This is a genomic window from Streptomyces sp. NPDC051569, assembly GCF_044454085.1.
GTDB lineage: Bacteria > Actinomycetota > Actinomycetes > Streptomycetales > Streptomycetaceae > Streptomyces.
In genome coordinates this window covers 126,287-147,132 of the sequence record NZ_JBITDJ010000017.1, presented here as the reverse complement: position 1 = coordinate 147,132, position 20,846 = coordinate 126,287, and the positions used below count along the sequence as shown (strand labels likewise).

At 69.7% G+C, this 20,846-nt stretch carries 20 protein-coding genes and 1 tRNA gene; 10 read left to right on the top strand and 11 right to left on the bottom strand.

What is annotated here, in order from left to right:
* Window positions 1-131: 131 nt before the first annotated feature.
* Window positions 132-1,637: a LacI family DNA-binding transcriptional regulator gene (locus tag ACIBAE_RS22770; RefSeq protein WP_399288528.1), complete on the top strand. Its 1,506-nt coding sequence runs from the start codon at window positions 132-134 to the stop codon at window positions 1,635-1,637.
* Window positions 1,638-2,309: 672 nt separating this feature from the next.
* On the opposite strand, the gene ACIBAE_RS22765 is transcribed toward ACIBAE_RS22770, so the two are convergent.
* The 3 genes from ACIBAE_RS22765 to ACIBAE_RS22755 all read right to left on the bottom strand — a co-directional run bounded on the left by ACIBAE_RS22765 (window position 2,310) and on the right by ACIBAE_RS22755 (window position 3,859).
* The gene (locus ACIBAE_RS22765; RefSeq protein WP_399288525.1) at window positions 2,310-2,627 is read right to left on the bottom strand and encodes a hypothetical protein; all 318 of its coding nucleotides are present in this window, start codon (window positions 2,625-2,627) and stop codon (window positions 2,310-2,312) included.
* Between the two features lie 147 nt (window positions 2,628-2,774).
* Window positions 2,775-2,848: transfer RNA gene (locus tag ACIBAE_RS22760), tRNA-Pro, on the bottom strand.
* An 84-nt stretch (window positions 2,849-2,932) separates the two neighbouring features.
* Window positions 2,933-3,859 carry a metallophosphoesterase gene (locus tag ACIBAE_RS22755; protein WP_399288522.1) on the bottom strand — a complete coding sequence of 309 codons (927 nt, stop codon included), beginning with the start codon at window positions 3,857-3,859 and terminating at the stop codon, window positions 2,933-2,935.
* 77 nt (window positions 3,860-3,936) lie between these two features.
* Between ACIBAE_RS22755 and ACIBAE_RS22750 the strand changes: the two genes are divergently transcribed.
* Window positions 3,937-4,404: a GatB/YqeY domain-containing protein gene (locus ACIBAE_RS22750; RefSeq protein ID WP_399288520.1), complete on the top strand. Its 468-nt coding sequence runs from the start codon at window positions 3,937-3,939 to the stop codon at window positions 4,402-4,404.
* A 168-nt stretch (window positions 4,405-4,572) separates the two neighbouring features.
* Here the strand turns inward: ACIBAE_RS22750 and ACIBAE_RS22745 are convergent, their stop codons facing one another.
* Window positions 4,573-6,903, bottom strand: a complete 2,331-nt coding sequence (locus ACIBAE_RS22745) for a transglycosylase domain-containing protein (RefSeq protein WP_399288516.1) — start codon at window positions 6,901-6,903, stop codon at window positions 4,573-4,575.
* A 396-nt stretch (window positions 6,904-7,299) separates the two neighbouring features.
* Between ACIBAE_RS22745 and ACIBAE_RS22740 the strand changes: the two genes are divergently transcribed.
* Window positions 7,300-7,644, top strand: a complete 345-nt coding sequence (locus tag ACIBAE_RS22740) for a WhiB family transcriptional regulator (protein WP_399288549.1) — start codon at window positions 7,300-7,302, stop codon at window positions 7,642-7,644.
* Window positions 7,645-8,013: 369 nt separating this feature from the next.
* On the opposite strand, the gene ACIBAE_RS22735 is transcribed toward ACIBAE_RS22740, so the two are convergent.
* Together ACIBAE_RS22735 and ACIBAE_RS22730 are read right to left on the bottom strand one after the other, a co-directional pair.
* Window positions 8,014-9,339, bottom strand: a complete 1,326-nt coding sequence (locus ACIBAE_RS22735) for an ArsA family ATPase (RefSeq protein ID WP_399288513.1) — start codon at window positions 9,337-9,339, stop codon at window positions 8,014-8,016.
* Window positions 9,336-10,301 carry an ArsA family ATPase gene (locus ACIBAE_RS22730; RefSeq protein ID WP_399288510.1) on the bottom strand — a complete coding sequence of 322 codons (966 nt, stop codon included), beginning with the start codon at window positions 10,299-10,301 and terminating at the stop codon, window positions 9,336-9,338. The genes ACIBAE_RS22735 and ACIBAE_RS22730 overlap by 4 nt, the downstream gene beginning before the upstream one ends.
* A 72-nt stretch (window positions 10,302-10,373) precedes the next feature.
* Here ACIBAE_RS22730 and ACIBAE_RS22725 point away from each other — a divergent pair, with 72 nt between their 5' ends.
* From ACIBAE_RS22725 to ACIBAE_RS22710, 4 genes are all read left to right on the top strand, one after another.
* The gene (locus ACIBAE_RS22725; RefSeq protein WP_399288507.1) at window positions 10,374-10,535 is read left to right on the top strand and encodes a DUF4177 domain-containing protein; all 162 of its coding nucleotides are present in this window, start codon (window positions 10,374-10,376) and stop codon (window positions 10,533-10,535) included.
* Window positions 10,532-11,002, top strand: a complete 471-nt coding sequence (locus ACIBAE_RS22720) for a RidA family protein (protein WP_399288504.1) — start codon at window positions 10,532-10,534, stop codon at window positions 11,000-11,002. Before ACIBAE_RS22725 ends, ACIBAE_RS22720 begins: the two co-directional genes overlap by 4 nt.
* A gap of 163 nt (window positions 11,003-11,165) precedes the next feature.
* Window positions 11,166-12,029, top strand: coding sequence for an NUDIX hydrolase (locus ACIBAE_RS22715; RefSeq protein WP_399288501.1), 864 nt, complete (start codon window positions 11,166-11,168; stop codon window positions 12,027-12,029).
* The gene (locus ACIBAE_RS22710) at window positions 12,026-12,874 is read left to right on the top strand and encodes an MBL fold metallo-hydrolase (protein WP_399288498.1); all 849 of its coding nucleotides are present in this window, start codon (window positions 12,026-12,028) and stop codon (window positions 12,872-12,874) included. The genes ACIBAE_RS22715 and ACIBAE_RS22710 overlap by 4 nt, the downstream gene beginning before the upstream one ends.
* Before the next feature lie 283 nt (window positions 12,875-13,157).
* Here ACIBAE_RS22710 and ACIBAE_RS22705 read toward each other — a convergent pair whose 3' ends face one another.
* Entirely contained in the window at window positions 13,158-13,832 is a 675-nt protein-coding gene (locus ACIBAE_RS22705; RefSeq protein WP_030353254.1) for a Crp/Fnr family transcriptional regulator, read from the bottom strand.
* A gap of 268 nt (window positions 13,833-14,100) precedes the next feature.
* Between ACIBAE_RS22705 and nth the strand changes: the two genes are divergently transcribed.
* The 3 genes from nth to ACIBAE_RS22690 all read left to right on the top strand — a co-directional run bounded on the left by nth (window position 14,101) and on the right by ACIBAE_RS22690 (window position 17,201).
* The gene (gene nth, locus ACIBAE_RS22700; RefSeq protein WP_399288495.1) at window positions 14,101-15,102 is read left to right on the top strand and encodes an endonuclease III; all 1,002 of its coding nucleotides are present in this window, start codon (window positions 14,101-14,103) and stop codon (window positions 15,100-15,102) included.
* Window positions 15,103-15,151: 49 nt separating this feature from the next.
* Window positions 15,152-15,871 carry an NUDIX hydrolase gene (locus ACIBAE_RS22695; RefSeq protein WP_399288492.1) on the top strand — a complete coding sequence of 240 codons (720 nt, stop codon included), beginning with the start codon at window positions 15,152-15,154 and terminating at the stop codon, window positions 15,869-15,871.
* Between the two features lie 130 nt (window positions 15,872-16,001).
* Entirely contained in the window at window positions 16,002-17,201 is a 1,200-nt protein-coding gene (locus ACIBAE_RS22690; protein WP_399288489.1) for a MarP family serine protease, read from the top strand.
* A 62-nt stretch (window positions 17,202-17,263) separates the two neighbouring features.
* Here ACIBAE_RS22690 and ACIBAE_RS22685 read toward each other — a convergent pair whose 3' ends face one another.
* The 4 genes from ACIBAE_RS22685 to nhaA form a co-directional block, all read right to left on the bottom strand.
* Window positions 17,264-17,443 carry a hypothetical protein gene (locus ACIBAE_RS22685; RefSeq protein ID WP_399288486.1) on the bottom strand — a complete coding sequence of 60 codons (180 nt, stop codon included), beginning with the start codon at window positions 17,441-17,443 and terminating at the stop codon, window positions 17,264-17,266.
* A gap of 255 nt (window positions 17,444-17,698) precedes the next feature.
* A complete protein-coding gene (locus ACIBAE_RS22680; protein ID WP_399288483.1) occupies window positions 17,699-18,676 on the bottom strand; it encodes an alpha/beta fold hydrolase in 978 nt (325 codons plus the stop codon).
* Window positions 18,673-19,167 carry a phage holin family protein gene (locus ACIBAE_RS22675; protein WP_399288480.1) on the bottom strand — a complete coding sequence of 165 codons (495 nt, stop codon included), beginning with the start codon at window positions 19,165-19,167 and terminating at the stop codon, window positions 18,673-18,675. The genes ACIBAE_RS22680 and ACIBAE_RS22675 overlap by 4 nt, the downstream gene beginning before the upstream one ends.
* 48 nt (window positions 19,168-19,215) lie before the next feature.
* Window positions 19,216-20,610, bottom strand: a complete 1,395-nt coding sequence (gene nhaA / locus ACIBAE_RS22670; protein ID WP_399288477.1) for a Na+/H+ antiporter NhaA — start codon at window positions 20,608-20,610, stop codon at window positions 19,216-19,218.
* Window positions 20,611-20,846 lie beyond the last annotated feature (236 nt).

Sequence of the window (20,846 nt, the reverse complement as noted above, 5' to 3'; positions counted from 1 at the left end):
GAGACGACACTCGGGCCCTCCACCTACCCACTCTCAGCCCACGGCACGAAAACGGTCCACCGACTCCATCGGCGGACCGTCATGAAACTTCGAGGTTAACGCACCTCACACGACAGAAGAAAGGGAAATCCGTGGGGTACGCGGAGAAGCGCAGCGGCTACTGGCGTGGCCGTTACAAGATCGAGGACGGCAAGTACGGCACCGTCGCCGACTCCGCGGGCGTCGTGGTCAAGTTCGCCACCAAGCGCGAGGCCAAGCAGGCCGCAGACGCGGAAGAAGTGACTGTTCGGCGCGGCCAGTGGCGTGATCCGGCCCTTGGCCAGGAGACCTTCGGAGAGTACGCGAGCCGCTGGTACGCCGGCCAAGACCTGGCTGCCTCGACGATGCAGAACTACAAGCGCCACATCGAGGAGCACCTGCTCCCCGACTTCGAGGACAAGGCGCTCGCGGGAATCCTGCGCACGGACGTCGAAGCCTGGGAAAAGAAGGAGCGTGTCGCGTACGCAGCCTCCAGCGTCAAGACCTGGCGCTCGACGCTCCACCTGATCTTCGAGGACGCGATCGACGAGGGCCTGCTCACGTCGAATCCTGCGGCCAGGCGGCGCGGACGTGGCAAGCGCGCCGGCCGCTCCCGCGACCGGGGCCCGGAGAAGGTCGTCACCGACGCACTCGGCATCCTGCTGACTGCCGAGCGGGCGGCTCTGCTCTCTGGCCGCGACGACGAGTTCGTCGGCACGGTCCTCAAGGGCTACACCGGTATGCGGTGGGGGGAAATCGTCGGACTGGAAACAGAGTTCGTCCGGCCTGGCGCGCTCCGCGTCGAGTGGCAGCTGTACGAGCTGGACACCGGCGAGCTCGTGCGCTGCCCGCCCAAGGACGACAGCTACCGCGACATCGACTCGACGGACTGGCTGTCCGCCCTCGTCTTCAACCACATCGCCCGTACGAAGCCGACTCCCTGCCCCTGCCACGGCAGGACGTACGTCTTCCGAGGCCAGGGAACGGCGCGTACAGGCGGTCACCAGGGCGCCAAGCTCGTCGACGTCGCACGCCGCGCCGGAGTCTCCACCGGCACGGTCTCGAACGTCCTCAACCACCCCGGCCGTGTACGCGAGGACACTCTCATTCGCGTCAAACTCGCCATCGCGGAGCTTGGGTTCGTACGCGGAGGCACCACGTCCGAACCTGCGGCCCACTGGCGTCGAAACGGCTTCGCCACCTGGCTGTTCACCCCGGCGGTCTCCGGCTGGTACCCGAAGAAGGCGCCACAGGAGGCCCGCCCGGCGCCGATCCTTGGCGAGCCGTGGCCTGGTGTCCCGGCCCGAGGCCGAGGGGCGGCCGCTCGGGCGGACGCCTGCTGGCTTCCGATCGCCAAGGGCCTCACACCGCACGGCCTCCGCCACACCCACCGGACGATGATGGAGGACCTCGGCACCGAGAAGGTCCTCATGGACGAACGCATGGGTCACATAGACGGCTCGGTCTCGGCCCGCTACGCCCACGTCACGCCCGGCATGCGACGGCGCCTCATGACCGGCCTGACCGAGCAGTGGGAGGCATCTCTCGATGCTCGCCGATCCATGTGCCCGACGTCGCCGGTCGCGGCGCTTGACCGGCTACTCCGAGGACGTGGTTAGGGCATACGAAGACGGAGAGCCGCAGTGTCCCCGGTGTCGCACCGTACCGGGGACACCAGGGCGCCTGCGTGACATTAGGGGCTGAACGGACTCTCCTGAACGTCGGCGTGTAGCGCACGATCTGTGAATGGCTCGCGGTTCGCTATGTGGCCGAAGACGATCTTCGCCGCGGGCCGCCGCGCCCACTGCCGGGGTAGAGCGTCAGCGGTCAAATGCCCCGGCATGCGCTCCCACCCGGCCCAGCATGAGAACGCGCTTGTGGTGACCGCGCTGGCGCCCTACCCGATCCACCCTCTGAGCTCCTTCCAGAGAGTGAGCAGCGCTCGAATGGCGGAGAGGACGCCAGGTCAGCGGTCACCGCGAGCCGGCGCAGGAAGCGCGCGGCTCGGGTCTCTTTTCGCTGCAGCTCCGGACCGGCCGGCGAATCCACCTCCAGTGACTTTTCCTCGGCGCTGTCGAGGAACAGGGCGAGCTCATCCACGGTGCGACGCCGTGCTGGATCCGCCGCTCCGGCGATCGTGAAGTGGATGCCGTCGGCCCTCAGTCGGGTGCACAGGCTCCTGCCGTCCTGCTCGTCCATCGGAACCCGTCAAATGTCTCGACGTGACCACACCGTGGAAGCTGCCAGCCAGACACGTGAACCGAGTATCTGAGAGGGGTGATCCCGTGAAGTCAGCGCCTCACGTCTGCACCGTTGAGATATTCGATGCGGAGCGTGTTGACCTCATGGCGGTACGTCGTGAGGAAATCTCGAAGGGTCACGAGCTTTCCCCCGTAGGTGTTGAGCCGCCAGGCCGTGACGAACTCCGGGGCGTGGGATGAGTGTCGGGTCGCCTGCCCGTCCTCGACCAGCCAGAGTCCGCGCTCGTCTTCCGGGGATGGCGGCCCAGGATGGTCGCTGGTGATCTCAAACATCATGTAGCGCAGCCCGAGGCGGCGAACAAGATCCAGATCACTCACCCAGGTGGTGCCGCCGTATCGAGTTGTCATCCAACTCACCGGATCGCGGTACACCTCGTGGGCGTAGTGGTGGAAGCCTGGTGCACCCCCGGTGCTGTTCTCCCAAATGATCACCGGAGACGCAGCAAGGGCCTGATCCTCAATGAGGATCAGGCCCTTGACCTGTTGCTTTGGCTGTCGGGGTGGCGGGATTTGAACCCACGACCTCTTCGTCCCGAACGAAGCGCGCTGCCAAGCTGCGCTACACCCCGATGTCGCTTGTGTGGCGGCGACATCGATTACTTTAGCCCACCGCTGGCCGGAGACGAAATCCTGTTTCCAGGGCCGTGGTGGGGTCAGGGGCGGGACGTCAGGGTCAGCAGCGTGACTTCGGGGGGGCAGGCGAAGCGGATGGGGGTGTAGCGGTTGGCGCCGCAGCCCGCCGATACGTGGAGGTAGGCGGTGTGGCCCCCGGAACGGTGGGTCGAGAGGCCCTTCACGCGGCCCGTGTCGAGGTCGCAGTTGGTGACCAGCGCTCCGTAGAAGGGGATGCAGAGCTGTCCGCCGTGGGTGTGACCGGCCAGGATCAGGGGGTAACCGTCGGCGGTGAAGGCGTCCAGGGAGCGCAGGTACGGGGCATGGACCACGCCGACCGAGAGGTCCGCGTCCGTCTCGGGGCCGCCGGCGACCCGCTCGTACCTGTCCCGCTTGATGTGCGGGTCGTCGAGGCCGGTGAAGGCGATCTCGTGGCCGTCGATCTTGAGCCGGCCACGGGTGTTGCTGAGGCCCACCCAGCCCGCCGCGTCGAAGGCGTCGCGCATCGGCTCCCACGGGTTGTGCACCGCGTGGACCGCCGGGGCGTTGCCGTTCAGGCCGTGCCGCCCCTGGGCCTTCTCGAAGAGGTAGCGGGCCGGGTTGCGGAGCTTCGGGCCGTAGTAGTCGTTCGAGCCGAAGACGTAGACGCCCGGGAACTCCATCAGCGGGCCCAGCGCGTCCAGCAGCTCCGGGACGCCCTCCGGGTCGGAGAGGTTGTCGCCCGTGTTGACGACGAAGTCGGGGCGCAGACCGGCCAGTGACTGGAGCCAGCGCTGCTTCCCGCGCTGTCCGCTCACCATGTGGATGTCGGAGACCTGGAGTACGCGAAGATCGCGCATCCCGCGCGGCAGTACGGGTACGGAGACCCGCCGCAGCCGGAACGAGCGTGGTTCGATGCCGACGGCATAGGCGAGGCCGGCCGCGCCGACTGCCGTGATTCCCAGGGGTACTCCGTAGCGTGCGCGCATGTGCCCATCGTCGCAGACGCCGTACGGGCTGGTAATACGCGGGCGGACACGGCGCCGCACCTGCCACACTTGGCCCCATGACCAGCCTTAAGTCCAAGCTGAAGGAAGACCTCACCGCGGCCATCAGGGCGCGTGACGAGCTGCGCTCCGCCACGCTCCGGCTGACCCTCACCGCGATCACCAAGGAGGAGGTCTCGGGCACATCGGCGCGCGAGCTCTCCGACGAGGACGTGCGGAAGGTGATCGCCAAGGAGGCGAAGAAGCGCCGTGAGGCGGCGGACGCCTTCGCCCAGGGAGGCCGTACGGAGCAGGCCGAGCGGGAGAAGGCGGAGGGCGTGCTGCTCGACGCGTACCTGCCGAAGCAGCTGAGCGACGAGGAGCTGGGCGCGATCGTCGCGCAGGCCGTCGACGAGGCGAAGTCGGCCGGTGCCGAGGGGCCGCGCGCGATGGGCGCCGTGATGAAGATCGTGAATCCGAAGGTGGCGGGTCTCGCGGAGGGCGGCCGGGTGGCCGCCGAGGTGAAGCGCCTGCTCGCCGCCGGCTGAGCGGGCGGGCCGGCGGATCCCTGCGTACGGATCCGTACGTGCGGATCCGTGCACACCTGTCGGTGCGTACGACCGTGTACAGCGAAACGCGGGGGCGCCCGGTCTGTGATTCGTCACCGACCGGGCGCCCCCGCGTTGTGAGCGGTTTACGGGTTACGGGTTACGGATTTACGGGAACGTCCCGCCGCCGTCCTGGCCGCCGTCCTGGCCGCCGTTGTCCCCGCCCTCGCCGCCGCCGTTCCCGCCACCCGCGAACAGGCCGCCGCCGAATGTGCCGCCGTCGCCCCCGGGCTTGCCGTCCTGGCCGCCGTTGTTCTGGCCGGCATTGCCCTGGCCGCCGTTGTTCTGACCACCGTTGTCCTGACCGGCATTGCTCTGGCCGCCGTTGTCCTGGCCGCCGTCGCCTCCGGGCTTCTCCCGGCCCTCGTCCTGGCCCTTCGGCGCGTCCGGGATGTTGACCTCGTTGAAGCCCGGGGCGGGCTTGCCGTCCAGGGCGCCGGTCATGGCGTCACGCCAGATCGGTCCCGGAGTGTCACCGCCGTAGACCTTGGCGTGGTACCTGCCGCCGATGGTGATGTTCACCATCATCTTCTTGTGCTGCGGGTCGCCGACCCACACCGCGGCCGCCATGTTCGGTGTGTAGCCGACGAACCAGGCCGCGTAACGGGAGTCGGTCGTACCCGTCTTACCCGCGCTCGGCCGCCCGCCCAGGCCCGCCTGCGTACCCGTACCGTCCTCGACCACACCCTTCAGCAGCGTGCTGATGGTGTCGGCGGTCTTCTCGGACATCACGCGTTCGCACTGCGACTTCGGCACCGCGAGCGGCTTCTTGTCGGGGCCGGTGATCGACTCGATGGCGATCGGGGTGCAGTGGGTGCCCCGGCTGGCGAAGGTGGCGTACGCGCCGGCCATCGTCAGCGGCGACATCTCCTCCGTACCGAGGGCGATGGCGGGGCCGGCGCCCAGCTTCTTGCCGTCGGCCCTGGCGACGCCGAGCTTGCCCGCCATCTCCGTCACGGGACAGATCCCGGTCTGGCTGATCATCTGGATGAAGTAGGTGTTGACGGACTTGGCCATCGCCTCCTTCATCGCGTACGGCCCGACCTCGGACTCGTTCTCGTTCGGGACGCGCTCTTTTCCGCCGATGTTGATGTACGGACCGTCGCAGGTGGAGATCGGGCTCGGGTACGCCATCTCGTACGGTGAGGGGTACATCTGCGTCGCCGGAATGCCCCGCTCCAGCGCGGCCGCCGCGACGATCGGCTTGAAGGTGGAGCCCGGCTGGTAGCCGACGCCGCCGCCCATCTTCTGGTCGACGGACAGATTGATCTGGGTCTCGTTCTTCCCGAAGCCGTACGGCCTCGACTGCCCCATCGCCAGGATCTTGCCGGTGCCCGGCTCGACCATGGTGACGGCGGTCGCGACCGGGTCGCTCGCGTTGACGTGATCCTTGACCGATGCCTGCACCGAGCCCTGCGCCTGCGGGTCCAGGGTCGTACTGATCGTCAGACCGCCCTGGTTCCAGACCTTGGCGCGCTCCTCGCGGCTCTTGCCGAAGACCGGGTCGTTCAGGAAGACCGAGCGGACGTAGTCGCAGAAGAAGCCCGCTCCGCTGACCGCCGTGATGCAGCCGTTCTTCGGGCGGCTCACCTTGAGCTTGATCGGGGTGGCCTTGGCGCGGTCGGCCTCCTGCTCGGAGATGTCACCGACGGCCGCCATCCGCGTCAGGACGGTGTTGCGCCGCTTGGTCGCCTCTTCCTCGTCGTTGACGGGGTCGTAGCGGGTCGGCGACTGGACGATGCCCGCGAGCATCGCCGCCTCCTCGACCTTCAGGTCCTTGGCGGGCTTGGAGAAGTAGCGCTGTGCGGCCGCCTCGACGCCGTAGGCCTGCTGCCCGAAGAAGGTGATGTTCAGGTAGTTCTCGAGGATCTTCTTCTTGCCCAGCTCCTCCTCGACCTGGATCGCGTACTTCAGCTCCTGGACCTTGCGGCCCAGCGTCTGCTGGGTGGCCTCCAGGACCTTCTCCTGGTCGTCGCCGGCTTCCTCGACGAAGACGTTCTTCACGTACTGCTGGGTCAGCGTGGAGGCGCCCTGGGCGACACCGCCCGACTGCGCGTTCCGGTTGATCGCGCGCAGCACGCCCTTGAGGTCGATCGCGCCGTGCTCGTAGAAGCGCGAGTCCTCGATCGCGACGATCGCCTTCTGCATGTACGGAGAGATGTCCTTGAGCGGCACGACGGTGCGGTCACGCGAGTAGACCGTGGCGATGCGGCCGCCCTGGGAGTCCAGGATCGTGGTGCGCTGACTCAGCGGCGGTGTCTTGAGGTTGGCGGGGATCTCGTCGAATCCCTCGACCGTTCCCTTGGCGGCGAGCCCCAGCGCTCCGAAGGCCGGCAGGGCGATTCCCGCCAGCACGGCTCCCGCGAGCACGCTGACACCGAGGAACTTGGCGGCCTGCTGGGTCCCGGTCAGACCCCCGCCTGAGCGCTTCTTTGGCATGGGGGCAGCCTACGTTCTCATTCGCCGGACACGCGTCAAGGCTCTGGCCTAAGCTGCTCTCAACTGTCACAGCCGTGTGGCTGCGCCCCACGTTTCCGATGTGAACTTCCCGTGAACCCGAAGCGCGGGATTTTCTGTCCGACTTCCACCCATTCCTCAGTGGATGTCCGTTGTGACTCACCTCAAATGCCCGACTTTGTCGGGTTAGTCGGCTATACCCTTCGGTCACTCCTCTGGGTGATCTGCCGCGTACGCATAGTCCGTTCGGGCCATTCAAGATTGGGCCCGAAGGGGGTGTTGCGCTGTGTCGACCTTCCGTAACGTCCTCAACTGGCAGCGGTGAATATGCCGCTGTCGCCGTGGGGGAGCCTCGATTCGGGAGAGGACGGCGCCGGGATGGGCTGGGTTACCGACTGGAGTGCGCAGGCAGCTTGCCGCACTACCGATCCGGATGAACTGTTCGTGCAAGGTGCAGCGCAGAACAGGGCCAAGGCGGTGTGCACCGGATGCCCGGTGCGGACCGAATGCCTGGCCGACGCGCTGGACAATCGCGTCGAATTCGGCGTGTGGGGTGGGATGACCGAGCGGGAGCGCCGCGCACTGCTGCGCAGGCGCCCGACCGTCACGTCGTGGCGGCGGCTGCTCGAAACCGCGCGTACGGAGTACGAGCGCAGTGCGGGCCTGCTGCCCGTGAGCTTGGAGGACGACGAGACGTACGAGACGTACGCGGCGGTGGGGTAGACCCGGGCGAGGACCGGGGTGAGGCCCGACGGCCCAGGGGCCAGAAGCCCAGGGAGTCAGCGGCTCAGCGGTCCCAGGGGTCTGCCAGGGACGATGCCCCTGCGTCGAGATGCGTCGTGATGCATCGAGATGTCGCGCGTCGTGATGTGTCGTGGTCCCCCGCCTCCTGGTGCCCACGCGCCGTGACGCTGTCGCGGCGCCGCACTGTCACGCCGCCGGCTCGTCAGGGCCGGCTCGTCAGATCGTCGGCCCGTCAGCTCGTCGGGTGTTTGTTCGCCCTTTCGTCTCCGGTCTCCGGTCTCCGTGAGGCTGGCGCGGCTCGATCAGCCGCGCTGCTCACGGTGTCCTCCGTGTCCTCGCAGCTCAGGCCTAGTTGCGGCCGACGGCGAGGCGGTCACCGATGGCCCTGAGTCCGGCGAGGTCATGAACGTCGCCGGGCAGGGCGGCCACCTCGATCACCGGTACTTCGGGGTGCAGCGCGGTGAAGCGGTCGCGCGTGCGCTGTTCACGCGCGAGGACCTGCATACGCTCGGCGTGCAGGCGCAGCAAACCAGCGGTCAGCTGTTCCACGGTTGTGACAGAAGCAGGCTCTGCGCCGGGCGCAGATGGGGACGCATCGGACGGGGCGGAGGGCGGGCGACTCTCGGGGACTTCGGCTTCGGGGGCCTCGTGTGCCTCGGAGGCTTCGGGGGAAGAGCCGTCCGGGGCAGCAGCGCCAGCTCCTTCAGCCTTCCCGGGCCGCTGATCCACAATGCGGCCCTCCTCAAGATTTTCCGCGGCGGCCCGCGCCCGCTCGGCGGACAGCCGGGCGGCGCCGCTGCCGTGCACCCGGTTGAGGACCAGCCCCGCCAGCGGCATCTCCTCGGCCGCCAGTCGCTGGACGAAGTACGCCGCCTCGCGCAGCGCGTCCCGCTCCGGCGCCGCCACCACCAGGAACGCCGTGCCCGGCGCCTGCAACAGCCGGTACGTCGCGTCCGCGCGGGTACGGAAGCCGCCGAACATCGTGTCCATCGCGGCCACGAACGTCTGCATGTCGCGCAGGAGCTGTCCGCCGAGCAGCTTCCCGAGGGTCCCCGTCATCATCGACATGCCGACGTTCAGGAACTTCATGCCCGCCCGGCCGCCCATCTTCGCCGGGGTCATCAGCAGCCGGATGAACTTCCCGTCGAGGAACGATCCGAGCCGCTTCGGCGCGTCCAGGAAGTCCAGCGCGGAGCGCGACGGCGGGGTGTCAACGATGATCAGATCCCAGGCGTCGCGCGCCCGCAGCTGCCCCAGCTTCTCCATGGCCATGTACTCCTGCGTGCCCGCGAAGCCGGCCGACAGGGACTGGTAGAAGGGGTTCTCCAGGATCGCGCGGGCCCGCTCCCGGTCCGCGTGCGCCTCGACGATCTCGTCGAAGGTCCGCTTCATGTCGAGCATCATGGCGTGCAGTTCGCCCGGCCCCTCGACGCCCTTCACCTGGCGGGGCGTGTTGTCGAGTGAGTCGATCCCCATGGACTGGGCCAGCCGGCGGGCCGGATCGATGGTGAGGACGACCACCTTCCGGCCGCGCTCCGCCGCCCGTACCCCGAGCGCGGCGGCCGTCGTCGTCTTGCCCACGCCGCCCGAGCCGCAGCACACGATGATGCGGGTGGCCGGGTCGTCGAGCAGCTGATCGACATCGAGCGGGGCAGCCGCCGGGTCCAGGGTCATGCGAAGACCTCCCCAAGTCGCCGTAGCTCTCCCGCCATCCGGTAGAGGCCGGCGAGATCCATGCCCTCACCGACGAGGGAGAGTTCGTAGGTGGGCAGCCCCAGCTTCGCCAGGACAGCCCGCTGCTCGCGTTCCAGCTCGACCCGCTGGGCGTGCTCCGCGGCCTGTTCGAGGAGCGGTCCGACGAGCTTCGTGGGCGCGCTGACCCCGGCCATGGCGAGCGCCTTGGTGATCTCCTTGCGGCGGTCACCGGCCGCGGCGCGGACCGCCGCCTCGTCGAGCAGCGCCGGCCGCACCATGTTCACGATCACCTTGCCGACCGGAAGTTCCGCGCCCCGCAGCTCGGCGATGCCGTCCGCGGTCTCCTGGACCGGCATCTCCTCCAGCAGGGTCACCAGGTGCACCGCGGTCTCGGGCGACTTGAGGACACGCATCACGGCCTGCGCCTGATTGTGTATGGGCCCTATCTTCGCCAGCCCCGCCACCTCGTCGTTGACGTTGAGGAAGCGGGTGATGCGGCCGGTGGGCGGGGCGTCCATCACGACGTAGTCATAGGCGAAACGACCCTGCTTGTCCCGTCGGCGTACCGCCTCGCACGCCTTGCCGGTCAGCAGCACGTCCCGGACGCCGGGTGCGATCGTCGTCGCGAAGTCGATCGCGCCGATCTTCTTGAGCGCCCGGCCGGCGCTGCCGAGTTTGTAGAACATCTGGAGATAGTCGAGGAGGGCGCGCTCGGCGTCGATGGCCAGCGCGTACACCTCCCCACCGCCCGAGGCGACGGCGATCTTGCGCTCCTCGTACGGAAGGGCCTCCGTCTCGAAGAGCTGTGCGATGCCCTGCCTCCCCTCGACCTCGACGAGAAGAGTGCGTTTGCCCTCGGTCGCGAGGGCGAGCGCGAGGGCGGCGGCGACCGTCGTCTTACCGGTACCGCCCTTGCCGCTGACGACCTGGAGCCTGCTCACGTATTCGAGCCTAACCAGTAAGGCCCCGGGCTACGCACGAGGCTGCTCCGGCCTACGACTACAGTCGCCTCCATGACCAAATGGGAATACGCGACCGTGCCCCTTCTCGTGCACGCCACCAAGCAGATTCTGGACACCTGGGGCGAGGACGGCTGGGAGCTCGTCCAGGTCGTTCCCGGGGCGAACAACCCGGAGCAGCTCGTGGCGTACCTGAAGCGGGAGAAGGCCGCATGAGCGGAGCTGTCGAGGCGGCTCTCGCCGAGCTGGGGCTGAGCCTGCCGGAGGTCGTGCCGCCGCTGGCCGCCTACCAGCCGGCCGTGCGGTCGGGTGTGTACGTGTACACGTCCGGCCAGCTCCCGATGGTGGAGGGCAAGCTTCCGGTCACCGGCAAGGTCGGCGCCGAGGTCACCGCGGAAGAGGCCAAGGACCTGGCGCGGATCTGTGCGCTGAACGCCCTGGCAGCCGTGAAATCGGTCGCCGGAGATCTCGACCGCATCGCGCGTGTCGTGAAGGTCGTCGGTTTCGTGGCCTCGGCCGCGGACTTCACCGGCCAGCCGGCCGTCATCAACGGCGCCAGCGAACTGCTCGGCCAGGTTCTCGGCGACAAGGGCGTGCACGCGCGCAGCGCGGTGGGCGTGGCGGTACTGCCGCTCGACGCGCCGGTCGAGGTCGAGATCCAGGTGGAACTGACCGAGGTCTGAGCCTCGTACCGAAGGTCCTGCTTGGTGCGTGTACGTACGTACCGGGCGGGATCTTTCCGTATCCGGTACCGGGCCGCCCGGCGGTGTCCGAACCGGACCGACCACCCGTATCCCGAAGCGGCCACCCCTCGAACATCCCCGTGCCAGCGCATAGCATCCGGCCATGTCCAATGGTCAGTGGTATCCGCCCGAATGGCCCGAGCGGATTCGTGCCCTCGCCGCAGGTGAGATCACGGCGGTGGTCCCCCGGCGGGCCGCGACCGTGATGCTGCTGCGTGACGATCCCGGCGGTCCGGCCGTGCACATGCTGCGACGGCGTACGTCCATGGCCTTCGCCGCGGGCGCGTACGCGTATCCCGGCGGCGGAGTCGACCCCCGGGACGACGACCGGCTCGTGCGCTGGGCCGGGCCGGGTCTGGACGTATGGGCGCGGCGGCTCGGCGTCGACCCGGCGTCCGCGCAGGCCATCGTCTGCGCCGCCGTACGGGAGACGTACGAGGAGGCCGGTGTCCTGCTCGCCGGGGAGACCGCGCAGAGCGTCGTCGGTGACACCACGGGCGCCGACTGGGAGGCCGACCGCGCCGCCCTCGTCGACCGTGAGCTGTCCTTCGCGGACTTCCTGGACCGGCGTGGGCTGGTGCTGCGCAGTGATCTGCTGGGCGCGTGGGCCCGGTGGATCACCCCCGAGTTCGAGCCGCGCCGCTACGACACCTGGTTCTTCGTGGCCGCCCTGCCGGCCGGGCAGCGGACCAGGAACGCCTCGACGGAGGCGGACCGTACGGTGTGGATCAGCCCGGCCGCGGCGACCGGCGCGTACGACCGGGGCGAACTGCTGATGATGCCGCCGACCGTCTCGACGCTGCGTCAGCTCCAGCCGTACGGCACGGCCGCCGAGGCGCTGACCGGCGCCGACGGCCGCGATCTGACGCCCGTCCTGGCCAGGGCCCGCCTGGAGGGCGGGGAGCTGGTGCTGAGCTGGCCGGGTCATGACGAATTCACCAAGCGTGTGGGAGAGGGGCCCCGATGACCGACGCCGCCGCGCTGCCCGGGCAGCCGCGAGGAGGTGCGCTGTCCGGGCCGGCCACCGCCCGCGCCGTGAACGTCCTCGCCCCGAACGCCTCCGCGATGACCCTCGACGGCACCAACACCTGGATCGTCTCCGAGCCGGACTCGGAGCTGGCCGTCGTCGTCGACCCGGGCCCGCTCGACGAGGGACACCTCTCGGCGGTCGTCGCCACAGCCGAGCGCGCCGGGAAACGGATCGCGCTGACCGTGCTCACCCACGGCCATCCGGACCACGCCGAGGGCGCGGCCCGCTTCGCCGCGATGACCCACACCCAGGTCCGGGCCCTGGACCCGGCGCTGCGGCTCGGTGACGAAGGGCTGGCGGCGGGCAACGTCATCACCACCGGTGGCCTGGAGATGCGCGTCGTCCCCACCCCCGGGCACACCGGCGACTCGCTCTGCTTCCATCTGCCCGCCGACCGCGCGGTACTGACCGGGGACACCGTCCTCGGCCGGGGCACGACGCTCGTCGCACATCCCGACGGCCGGCTCGGGGACTATCTCGACTCGCTGCGCAGGCTGCGCTCGCTCACGGTCGACGACGGCGTCCATACGGTCCTGCCGGGCCACGGCCCGGTCCTGGAGGACGCCCAGGGCGTGGTCGAGTTCTACCTCGCCCACCGCGCGAACCGGCTCGCCCAGGTCGAGACGGCCGTGGAGAACGGCCACCGGACGGCCTCCGAGGTGGTCGCCCACGTCTACGCGGGCGTGGACCGGTCGCTCTGGCCGGCCGCCGAGCTGTCGGTACGCGCCCAGCTCGCATACCTGCGTGAGCACGGGCTCATCCAGGGCCGGGACGACTTCTGAGACTCCTGCCACGGGCACAGCGGACCTCCTTCGCCTGTCACTCTCCGTACAAGCAAGGTAGCGGGACCCACTGACAGTCGAGCGGCTGAGCCGCTGAGCGGCCGACCAGCCGGGCAGCCGACCAGCCGACCAGCCGGGCAGCCGAGTGGCCGAGCGGCCGGGCAACGCGGCAGCCAGGCGGTGCGCGCGGGAAAGCCGAAAGGGCCCCTCCGGTCGGAGGGGCCCTTTCGCGTGTCCTTCGTACGTGTCTCCGGCTCGCCGAGCGCGGAGAGGACGCCCGGGGTCAGCGCGAGCGCTTCGCGAGGCGCTCCACGTCCAGCAGGATCACCGCGCGCGCCTCCAGGCGGAGCCACCCGCGCTGGGCGAAGTCGGCGAGTGCCTTGTTGACCGTCTCGCGGGAGGCGCCGACCAGCTGGGCCAGCTCTTCCTGGGTCAGGTCGTGGACGACATGGATGCCCTCCTCCGACTGCACGCCGAAGCGGCGCGACAGGTCGAGGAGCGCACGGGCCACGCGGCCTGGCACGTCGGAGAAGACCAGGTCGGACATCTGGTCATTGGTCTTGCGCAGCCGGCGGGCGACCGCGCGCAACAGAGCGGTGGCCACCTCGGGGCGGGCGTTCAGCCAGGGCTGGAGGTCTCCGTGGCCCAGGCCGAGGAGCTTGACCTCGGTCAGCGCGCTCGCCGTGGCGGTGCGCGGGCCCGGGTCGAAGAGGGACAGCTCGCCGATCAGCTCGCCGGGGCCGAGCACGGCCAGCATGTTCTCGCGGCCGTCGGGGGAGGTGCGGTGGAGCTTGACCTTGCCCTCGGTGACCACGTAGAGGCGGTCGCCGGGATCGCCCTCGTGGAAGAGCGCGTCGCCGCGGGCGAGCGTCGCTTCACTCATCGAGGCGCGGAGCTCCGCCGCCTGCTCGTCATCGAGCGCCGCGAAGAGCGGGGCACGCCGCAGAACGTCGTCCACGTGTTCTCTCCTTGTCGACCTGCTCAGGGAACCGTGGTCCCCACCTGCTCGGGACCGTGGTCCCCATGATGCCGTACGTGCCACATCTTCTCGGGTGCCCAGGCTTCTCAGGGCTGCTTCGCCCTCTGCCTGATCCCGTTTGTTCAAAACCGTGCGATGGGTCACAAGCTTGACGTACGAGCGGGCCGGACCGTGCCCCGGAGGCCGGTTCGGGTGGTGATCGGCCGTGGCCGGGGCGGATGTCGGTGCAGGGCTTTACGCTGGCCGGGTGTCCAATTCGCCGGTGACGGCGCAGGCCAAGGGGGCTGGAAGAGTGTCCGCGGAGCGCAATTCCGCCGAGGGCGAACAGCACTCGGCGAAGCCGAAGAAAGCCTCAAAAGCCGTAAAAGGGTCAACTAGTGTGACGGCGTCGAAGCGCGGCAGCAAGCCTGCCGGCAAGCCCGACAGCAAGCCGGGTGACGAGACTCCGCGTACATCCGTGGCCGGAGCGGAGTCGCGGCTGGCGATGGTCCGTCGGGCCCGCCGGATGAACCGCGAGCTCGCCGAGATTTATCCGTACGCCCATCCGGAGCTGGACTTCCGGAACCCCTTCGAATTGCTGGTGGCCACGGTCCTCTCCGCCCAGACGACCGATCTCCGGGTCAACCAGACCACTCCCGCGCTCTTCGCGAAGTACCCGACGCCCGAGGACATGGCGGCGGCCGTACCGGAGGAGCTGGAGGAGATCATTCGCCCGACCGGTTTCTTCCGGGCCAAGGCGAAGTCCCTCATCGGCCTCTCCCGTGTCCTCCGGGACGGCTTCGACGGCGAGGTCCCGGGCCGGCTGGCCGATCTGGTGACCCTGCCGGGCGTCGGCCGCAAGACGGCCAACGTCGTGCTGGGAAATGCCTTCGGCGTCCCCGGCCTGACCGTGGACACACACTTCGGCCGGCTGGTGCGCCGCTGGAAGTGGACCGCGCAGGAGGAACCGGAGAAGGTCGAGGCGGAGATCGCCGCGATCTTCCCCAAGAGCGAGTGGACGATGCTCTCGCACCGCGTGATCTTCCACGGCCGCCGCATCTGCCACTCCCGCAAGCCGGCCTGCGGCGCCTGTCCGATCGCCCATCTCTGCCCCTCGTACGGCGAGGGCGAGACGGACCCGGAGAAGGCCAAGAAGCTCCTCAAGTACGAGATGGGCGGCTACCCGGGCCAGCGCCTGAGCCCTCCGGCCGACTACCCGGGCAAGCCTGCCCCGCCGCTGGGGGCCGCACGAACGGGTGACGCCGAGTGACAGCGGAACGATCCGGCCGACAGCGCGCGTTATGGGGACGGGGGTGCCTATGACGCGCGCTGAACAGAGATACGACGACCTGACGGCCCCCGCCTCGGCAGCCGGGGCCACCGTCACCACCGACGGGCTGCCCGACTGGCTCGACCCGGTCGTACGCGCCGCGCGGACCGTGGCGCCGGAGCAGCTCAGCAGCTTTCTGCCACCGAAGAGCGGCAGCGGGCGGCAGTCCGCCGTGCTCGTCCTCTTCGGCGAGGGTGAGCGGGGGCCCGAGCTGTTGCTCATGGAGCGGGCCAGCAGCCTGCGCGCGCATCCCGGGCAGCCCTCGTTCCCCGGGGGCTCCCTCGATCCCGAGGACGGCGACCCGGCGACCACGGGACCGCTGCGGGCGGCCCTGCGGGAGGCCCAGGAGGAGACCGGGCTCGACCCGTCAGGAGTCCAGCTCTTCGGCGTGCTCCCGAAGCTCTACATCCCGGTGAGCGGCTTCGTCGTGACGCCCGTCCTCGGCTGGTGGCGTACGCCCACCCCGGTCGGTGCCGTCGACCCCGCCGAAACGGCCCGGGTCTTCACCGCCCCCGTGGCAGATCTCACGGACCCGGCCAACCGCGCCACCGCCCTTCACCCCAGCGGTCACCAGGGCCCGGCCTTTCTGGTCGCCTCGGCTCTGGTCTGGGGCTTTACCGCCGGTGTCATCGACCGGATCCTGCACTTCGCGGGCTGGGAGCGGCCATGGGACGCCTCGAAGCAGGTCCCGCTCGACTGGCGTGCATGACAGGCTGACCCGAGCTGTGCCCCCCACGGGTGACAATGGCGGCCCGCTCACCGGACCGCCGGGCTCCCCGTAGCACCGGTCCGGCGGGGCGACCGGAGACGAATCTGCGAGGCTAGCGAGGCTATTGACGGTGAACGTGCTGGACATCCTGCTGCTCCTCGCCGCCGTATGGTTCGCGATCGTCGGCTACCGCCAGGGTTTCGTCGTCGGCATCCTGTCGGTGATCGGCTTCCTCGGCGGCGGCCTCGTCGCCGTCTACCTGCTTCCCGTGGTGTGGGCGAAGCTCACCCAGGACTCCGAGGTCTCCACCACGGCCGCCGTCGTCGCGGTCGTCATAGTGATCGTCTGTGCCTCCGTCGGACAGGGCTTCACCACCCACCTCGGCAACAAACTCCGCCGCTACATCACCTGGTCACCCGCGCGCGCCCTGGACGCCACCGGCGGAGCGCTGGTCAATGTCGTGGCCATGCTGCTGGTCGCCTGGCTGATCGGCTCCGCGCTCGCCGGGACCTCACTGCCCACGCTCGGCAAGGAGGTCCGCAGCTCCAAGGTGCTGCTCGGGGTCTCCCGGGTGGTGCCCGCCAAGACCTCGACCTGGTTCACGGACTTCTCCTCCGTGCTCGCGCAGAACGGCTTCCCGCAGGTCTTCAGCCCGTTCGCCAATGAGCCCATCACCGAGGTCCAGCCCCCCGACCCGGCACTCGCGGGCAGCCCGGTGGCGGCCCGCGCCCAGAAGTCCATCGTCAAGGTCGTCGGTACGGCTCCGAGCTGCGGCAAGGTCCTCGAAGGCTCCGGCTTCGTCTTCGCCGACCGCCGGGTGATGACCAACGCGCATGTGGTCGGGGGCGTGGAGGAGCCCACCGTCCAGATAGGCGGCAAGGGCCGGCTGTACGACGCCAAGGTCGTCCTGTACGACTGGCGGCGCGACATCGCCGTACTGGACGTACCCGACCTGCGGGCGACCCCGCTGCGGTTCAGCGACCAGGACGCCGCCACCGGAGACAGCGCCATCGTGGCGGGCTTCCCGGAGAACGGCGGGTACGACGTGCGCTCCGCGCGTGTCCGGGGCCGTATCAACGCCGAGGGCCCGGACATCTACCGCCGTGGTGAGGTCCGCCGTGATGTCTACTCGCTCTACGCGACCGTACGGCAGGGCAACTCCGGCGGCCCGCTGCTCACCCCGGAGGGCAAGGTGTACGGAGTCATCTTCGCCAGGTCGCTCGACGACCCGCAGACCGGCTACGCCCTGACGGCCGATGAGATCCGCGACGACATCAAGCTCGGCCGGACCGCGAACCAGGAGGTCGCCACCCAGCAGTGCGCGCTGTAGGCGCGGCCGCCGGCGGGGGCCGGCGCGCACCGGGGACGAGGATCCTCGTGCCGCGACCGGCCCTAGGTCCGCTGGTGGCGCAGCCGGGCCGAGACCCAGCGCGCCCTGCGGCGGAGGATAAGGGGAATGCCGAGCCGGGGGTCGTGGCCCTGAGCTTCCTGGCCACCCCTCTCGCGAGTGATCGGCCCAGTGGCCGAGCGGCGGTTGCGTGCGGCGTCACCGTAGTCGTGCGTCCAGCCCATACACCGACGTCTGCCCGGGCCTCATGGTCGGTAATCGCGCGGAAGGCAGCCAATTGGCCTATGCGCGCGGCAATTGGCTTTTCGTAGGACAAGCGTTCGCCGGGCGGGGTCCGGGCCGGGAAGCAGACCGGGTCCGGGCCCAGGAAGCGGTCCGGGGCAGCGGTCCGGTCAGCGTCCGGGGCCGAGGTCCGGGGCCGAGGTCCGGGGCCGAGGTCCGGGGCAGCGGTCCGGTCAGCGTCCGGGTCAGCGTCCGGGTCAGCGGTCCGGTTCGGGGTCCTTGAGCCAGTTGATGAGCTCGGCGGAGAACGCCGCGGGGTCCTCCTCGTGCGGGAAGTGCCCCAGTCCGTCGAACAGCCGCCACCGGTAAGGCGCTTCCACGTACTCGGCCGACCCCGCCGTGCTGCGCGTGCGCATCGCCGGATCGAGCGACCCGTGCAACTGGAGGGTCGGCACCCGTACCGCGCGCTTCATCCGCCGGTTGAACTGGATGCCGTCGGGACGCGCCATCGACCGCACCATCCAGCGGTACGGCTCGATCGAGCAGTGCGCCGTCGAGGGGATCGTCATCGCGCGCCGGTAGACCTCGATGGCTTCGTCGTCGGGCAGCCCGGGACCGGACCACTCCCGGATCAGCCGCCCGACCAGCGCTGCGTCGTCCGCGACGAGCTGACGCTCCGGCACCCACGGCCGCTGAAAGCCCCAGATGTACGAACCGGCCCTGCTCTGCGAGAAGTCGGAGAGCATCGCCGAGCGCCAGCGGCGCGGATGCGGCATCGAGGACACGGCGAGCCGGCGCACCAGCTTGGGCCGCATCACGGCCGCCGTCCAGGCGAGATAGCCGCCCAGGTCATGACCGACGAGCGCCGCGTCGGGCTCGCCGAGAGAGCGTACGACTCCGGTGATGTCGAGGGCCAGGTTGGCGGGGTCGTAACCCCGGGGCGTACGGTCGCTGCCGCCCACGCCCCGGAGGTCCATGGCCACCGCGCGGTAGCCGGCGTCCGCGAGCGCCGTCAGCTGATGCCGCCAGGTCCACCAGAACTGCGGGAAGCCGTGCAGCAGCAGCACCAGCGGCCCTTCGCCCATCTCGGCGATGTGGAAGCGCGCGCCGTTGGCCGCCACATCGCGATGGGTCCATGGCCCGTCGAGACGTACGGCGGAGGCGGGAACCGAACCAGGTGTGGTGCCGGGGGTCCTGCCCGGTGTCGTGCCGGGGTCGGAATCAGGGGCGGTCATGCCGACGAGCGTGCCACAGACTTGGTGTCCCCCCCGACTTCCCGGGGGTGCGGCTTCACGTTCTGCAGGAGGGCCGCCGTCTCCTTGGCCGAGGCGATGGTCTTCTCCGGCGGCTTGACCTTCTTGAACTTCATCCTGGCCAGCACGAAGAGCAGTCCGGCGAGCAGCAGAAAAGCTCCGCCCACGATCAGGAACGACCAGGCGAGGCCGAGCCCCAGATTGTGGATCCCGTACGCGGCGGCGAAGCTCAGTACCGGCAGCGAGAACAGGATGAGCACCGCCGCGACGGCGGCGGCGGCACCGCCGATCGCGCCGCGCTTGACGTCCTGTCGGACTTCGGCCTTCGCCAGGGCGATCTCGTCGTGCACGAGTGCGGACATCTCCGCGGTCGCCGAGGCGATCAGCTGTCCGATGCTGCGGTCGCCGCTGTGGGCGGGGATGACTGTGCCCGTCCGGACAGCGCTGGCGCCATTGTTGCCGGGGTCGCTCATCGGTGACTCCCTCTTCTCGCTCTTCTCGTCTTCGGATCCGTTGTCAGATCATGCCGGACTGTCGCCGTCATCGCGCGTTGCCGTCGCGTGTTCCGCCCGCCGGCGGTGCTCGGCGGCCTTCGCCTCGTAGATCTCCGCCATGCGCAGGTGATACCCGGGATCGTCCTGTTCATAGATGTCGGGGACGCCGTCCAGGTCCTCGTCGCGCTCCTCCTCGTCGCAGAGCGCGCGGTAGTGGTGGACGCGCAGCTTGAGCAGGAATCCGGCGAGTACGGTGGCGATCGCGGAGCCGATGAGGACGGCGGCCTTGACCTCGTCGGTGAGGGACGCGTCCGTGGTGAAGGCGAGTTCTCCGATGAGGAGCGAGACCGTGAAGCCGATGCCGGCGAGTGTCGCGACGGCGAAGATGTCGGCCCAGACGAGATCCGAATTGAGCTGCGCCTTGGTGAAGCGGGCCGCCAGCCACGTGCCGCCGAAGATGCCGACCGCCTTGCCCACCACCAGACCCAGGACCACCCCGAGGGTCTCGGGGCGGGTGAAGACCTGACCCAGCGCGCCGCCGGAGATCGCGACACCCGCCGCGAAGAGGGCGAACAGTGGCACGGCCAGACCGGCCGAAAGGGGCCGCACCAGATGCTCGACCCGCTCGCCGGGGGACCGGGCCTCGCCCTCCCGCCGCGTGCAGCGCAGCATCAGGCCCATCGCGACACCGGCGATGGTGGCGTGGATGCCGCTGTTGTACATCAGGCCCCAGATGACCAGGGCCAGCGGAACGTATACGTACCAACCGCGCACGCCCTTCCTGAGCAGCAGCCAGAAGACGAGGAGGCCGGCGACCGCGCCGCCGAGCGCCGCGAAGTTCAGATCGCTGGTGAAGAAGATCGCGATGATCAGGATCGCGAAGAGGTCGTCGACGACGGCGAGGGTGAGGAGGAAGGCACGCAAGGCCGAGGGCAGTGAGGTACCGAGGACCGCGAGAACGGCGAGCGCGAAGGCGATGTCGGTGGCCGTGGGAACGGCCCAGCCGCTCAGAGAACCGCCGCCGACGATGTTGACCAGCACGTACACCACGGCGGGCATGGCCATGCCGGAGAGCGCGGCGATGACCGGGAGTGCGGCGGCCTTGGGGTCCCGCAGCTCGCCGGCCACCAGTTCCCGCTTGAGCTCGACGCCCGCGACGAAGAAGAAGACCGCGAGCAGGCCGTCGGCCGCCCAGTGCTGCACGGAAAGGTGGAGGCCGAGGCTCGCGGGGCCGAAGTGGAAGTCGCGGACGGACGCGTAGCTGCCGCTGAACGTATTCGTCCAGATCAGGGCGGCCACGGCGGCCACGAGCAGGATGACTCCACCGACGGTCTCGGTGCGCAGCGCGTTCGCGAGGTGGTTCCGCTCGGTGAGGGGCAGGCGTCCGGGGAACTTGCGGGGGAGAGAGGTGGGCTCAGGCACGGGTGGGGACCTTCCGGGGCGGTACGGCGGACATGACGAATCACGTGCCGACCAGACTTCCCGGCTCACCCAGAATCTTGTGCTGTGCAGTTGATGTGGCGCCCACTTTAATGCCTCCTGGACCCGTTCGTGGTGTGGTGGCCCCCCGCCCCGGCGGGCGGGGGGGCCCCCCCCCCCCCCGCCGCGGGGGGGGGGGGGGCCCCCAACCACCGTCCCGGTGGGGGCCCCGGGGGGGA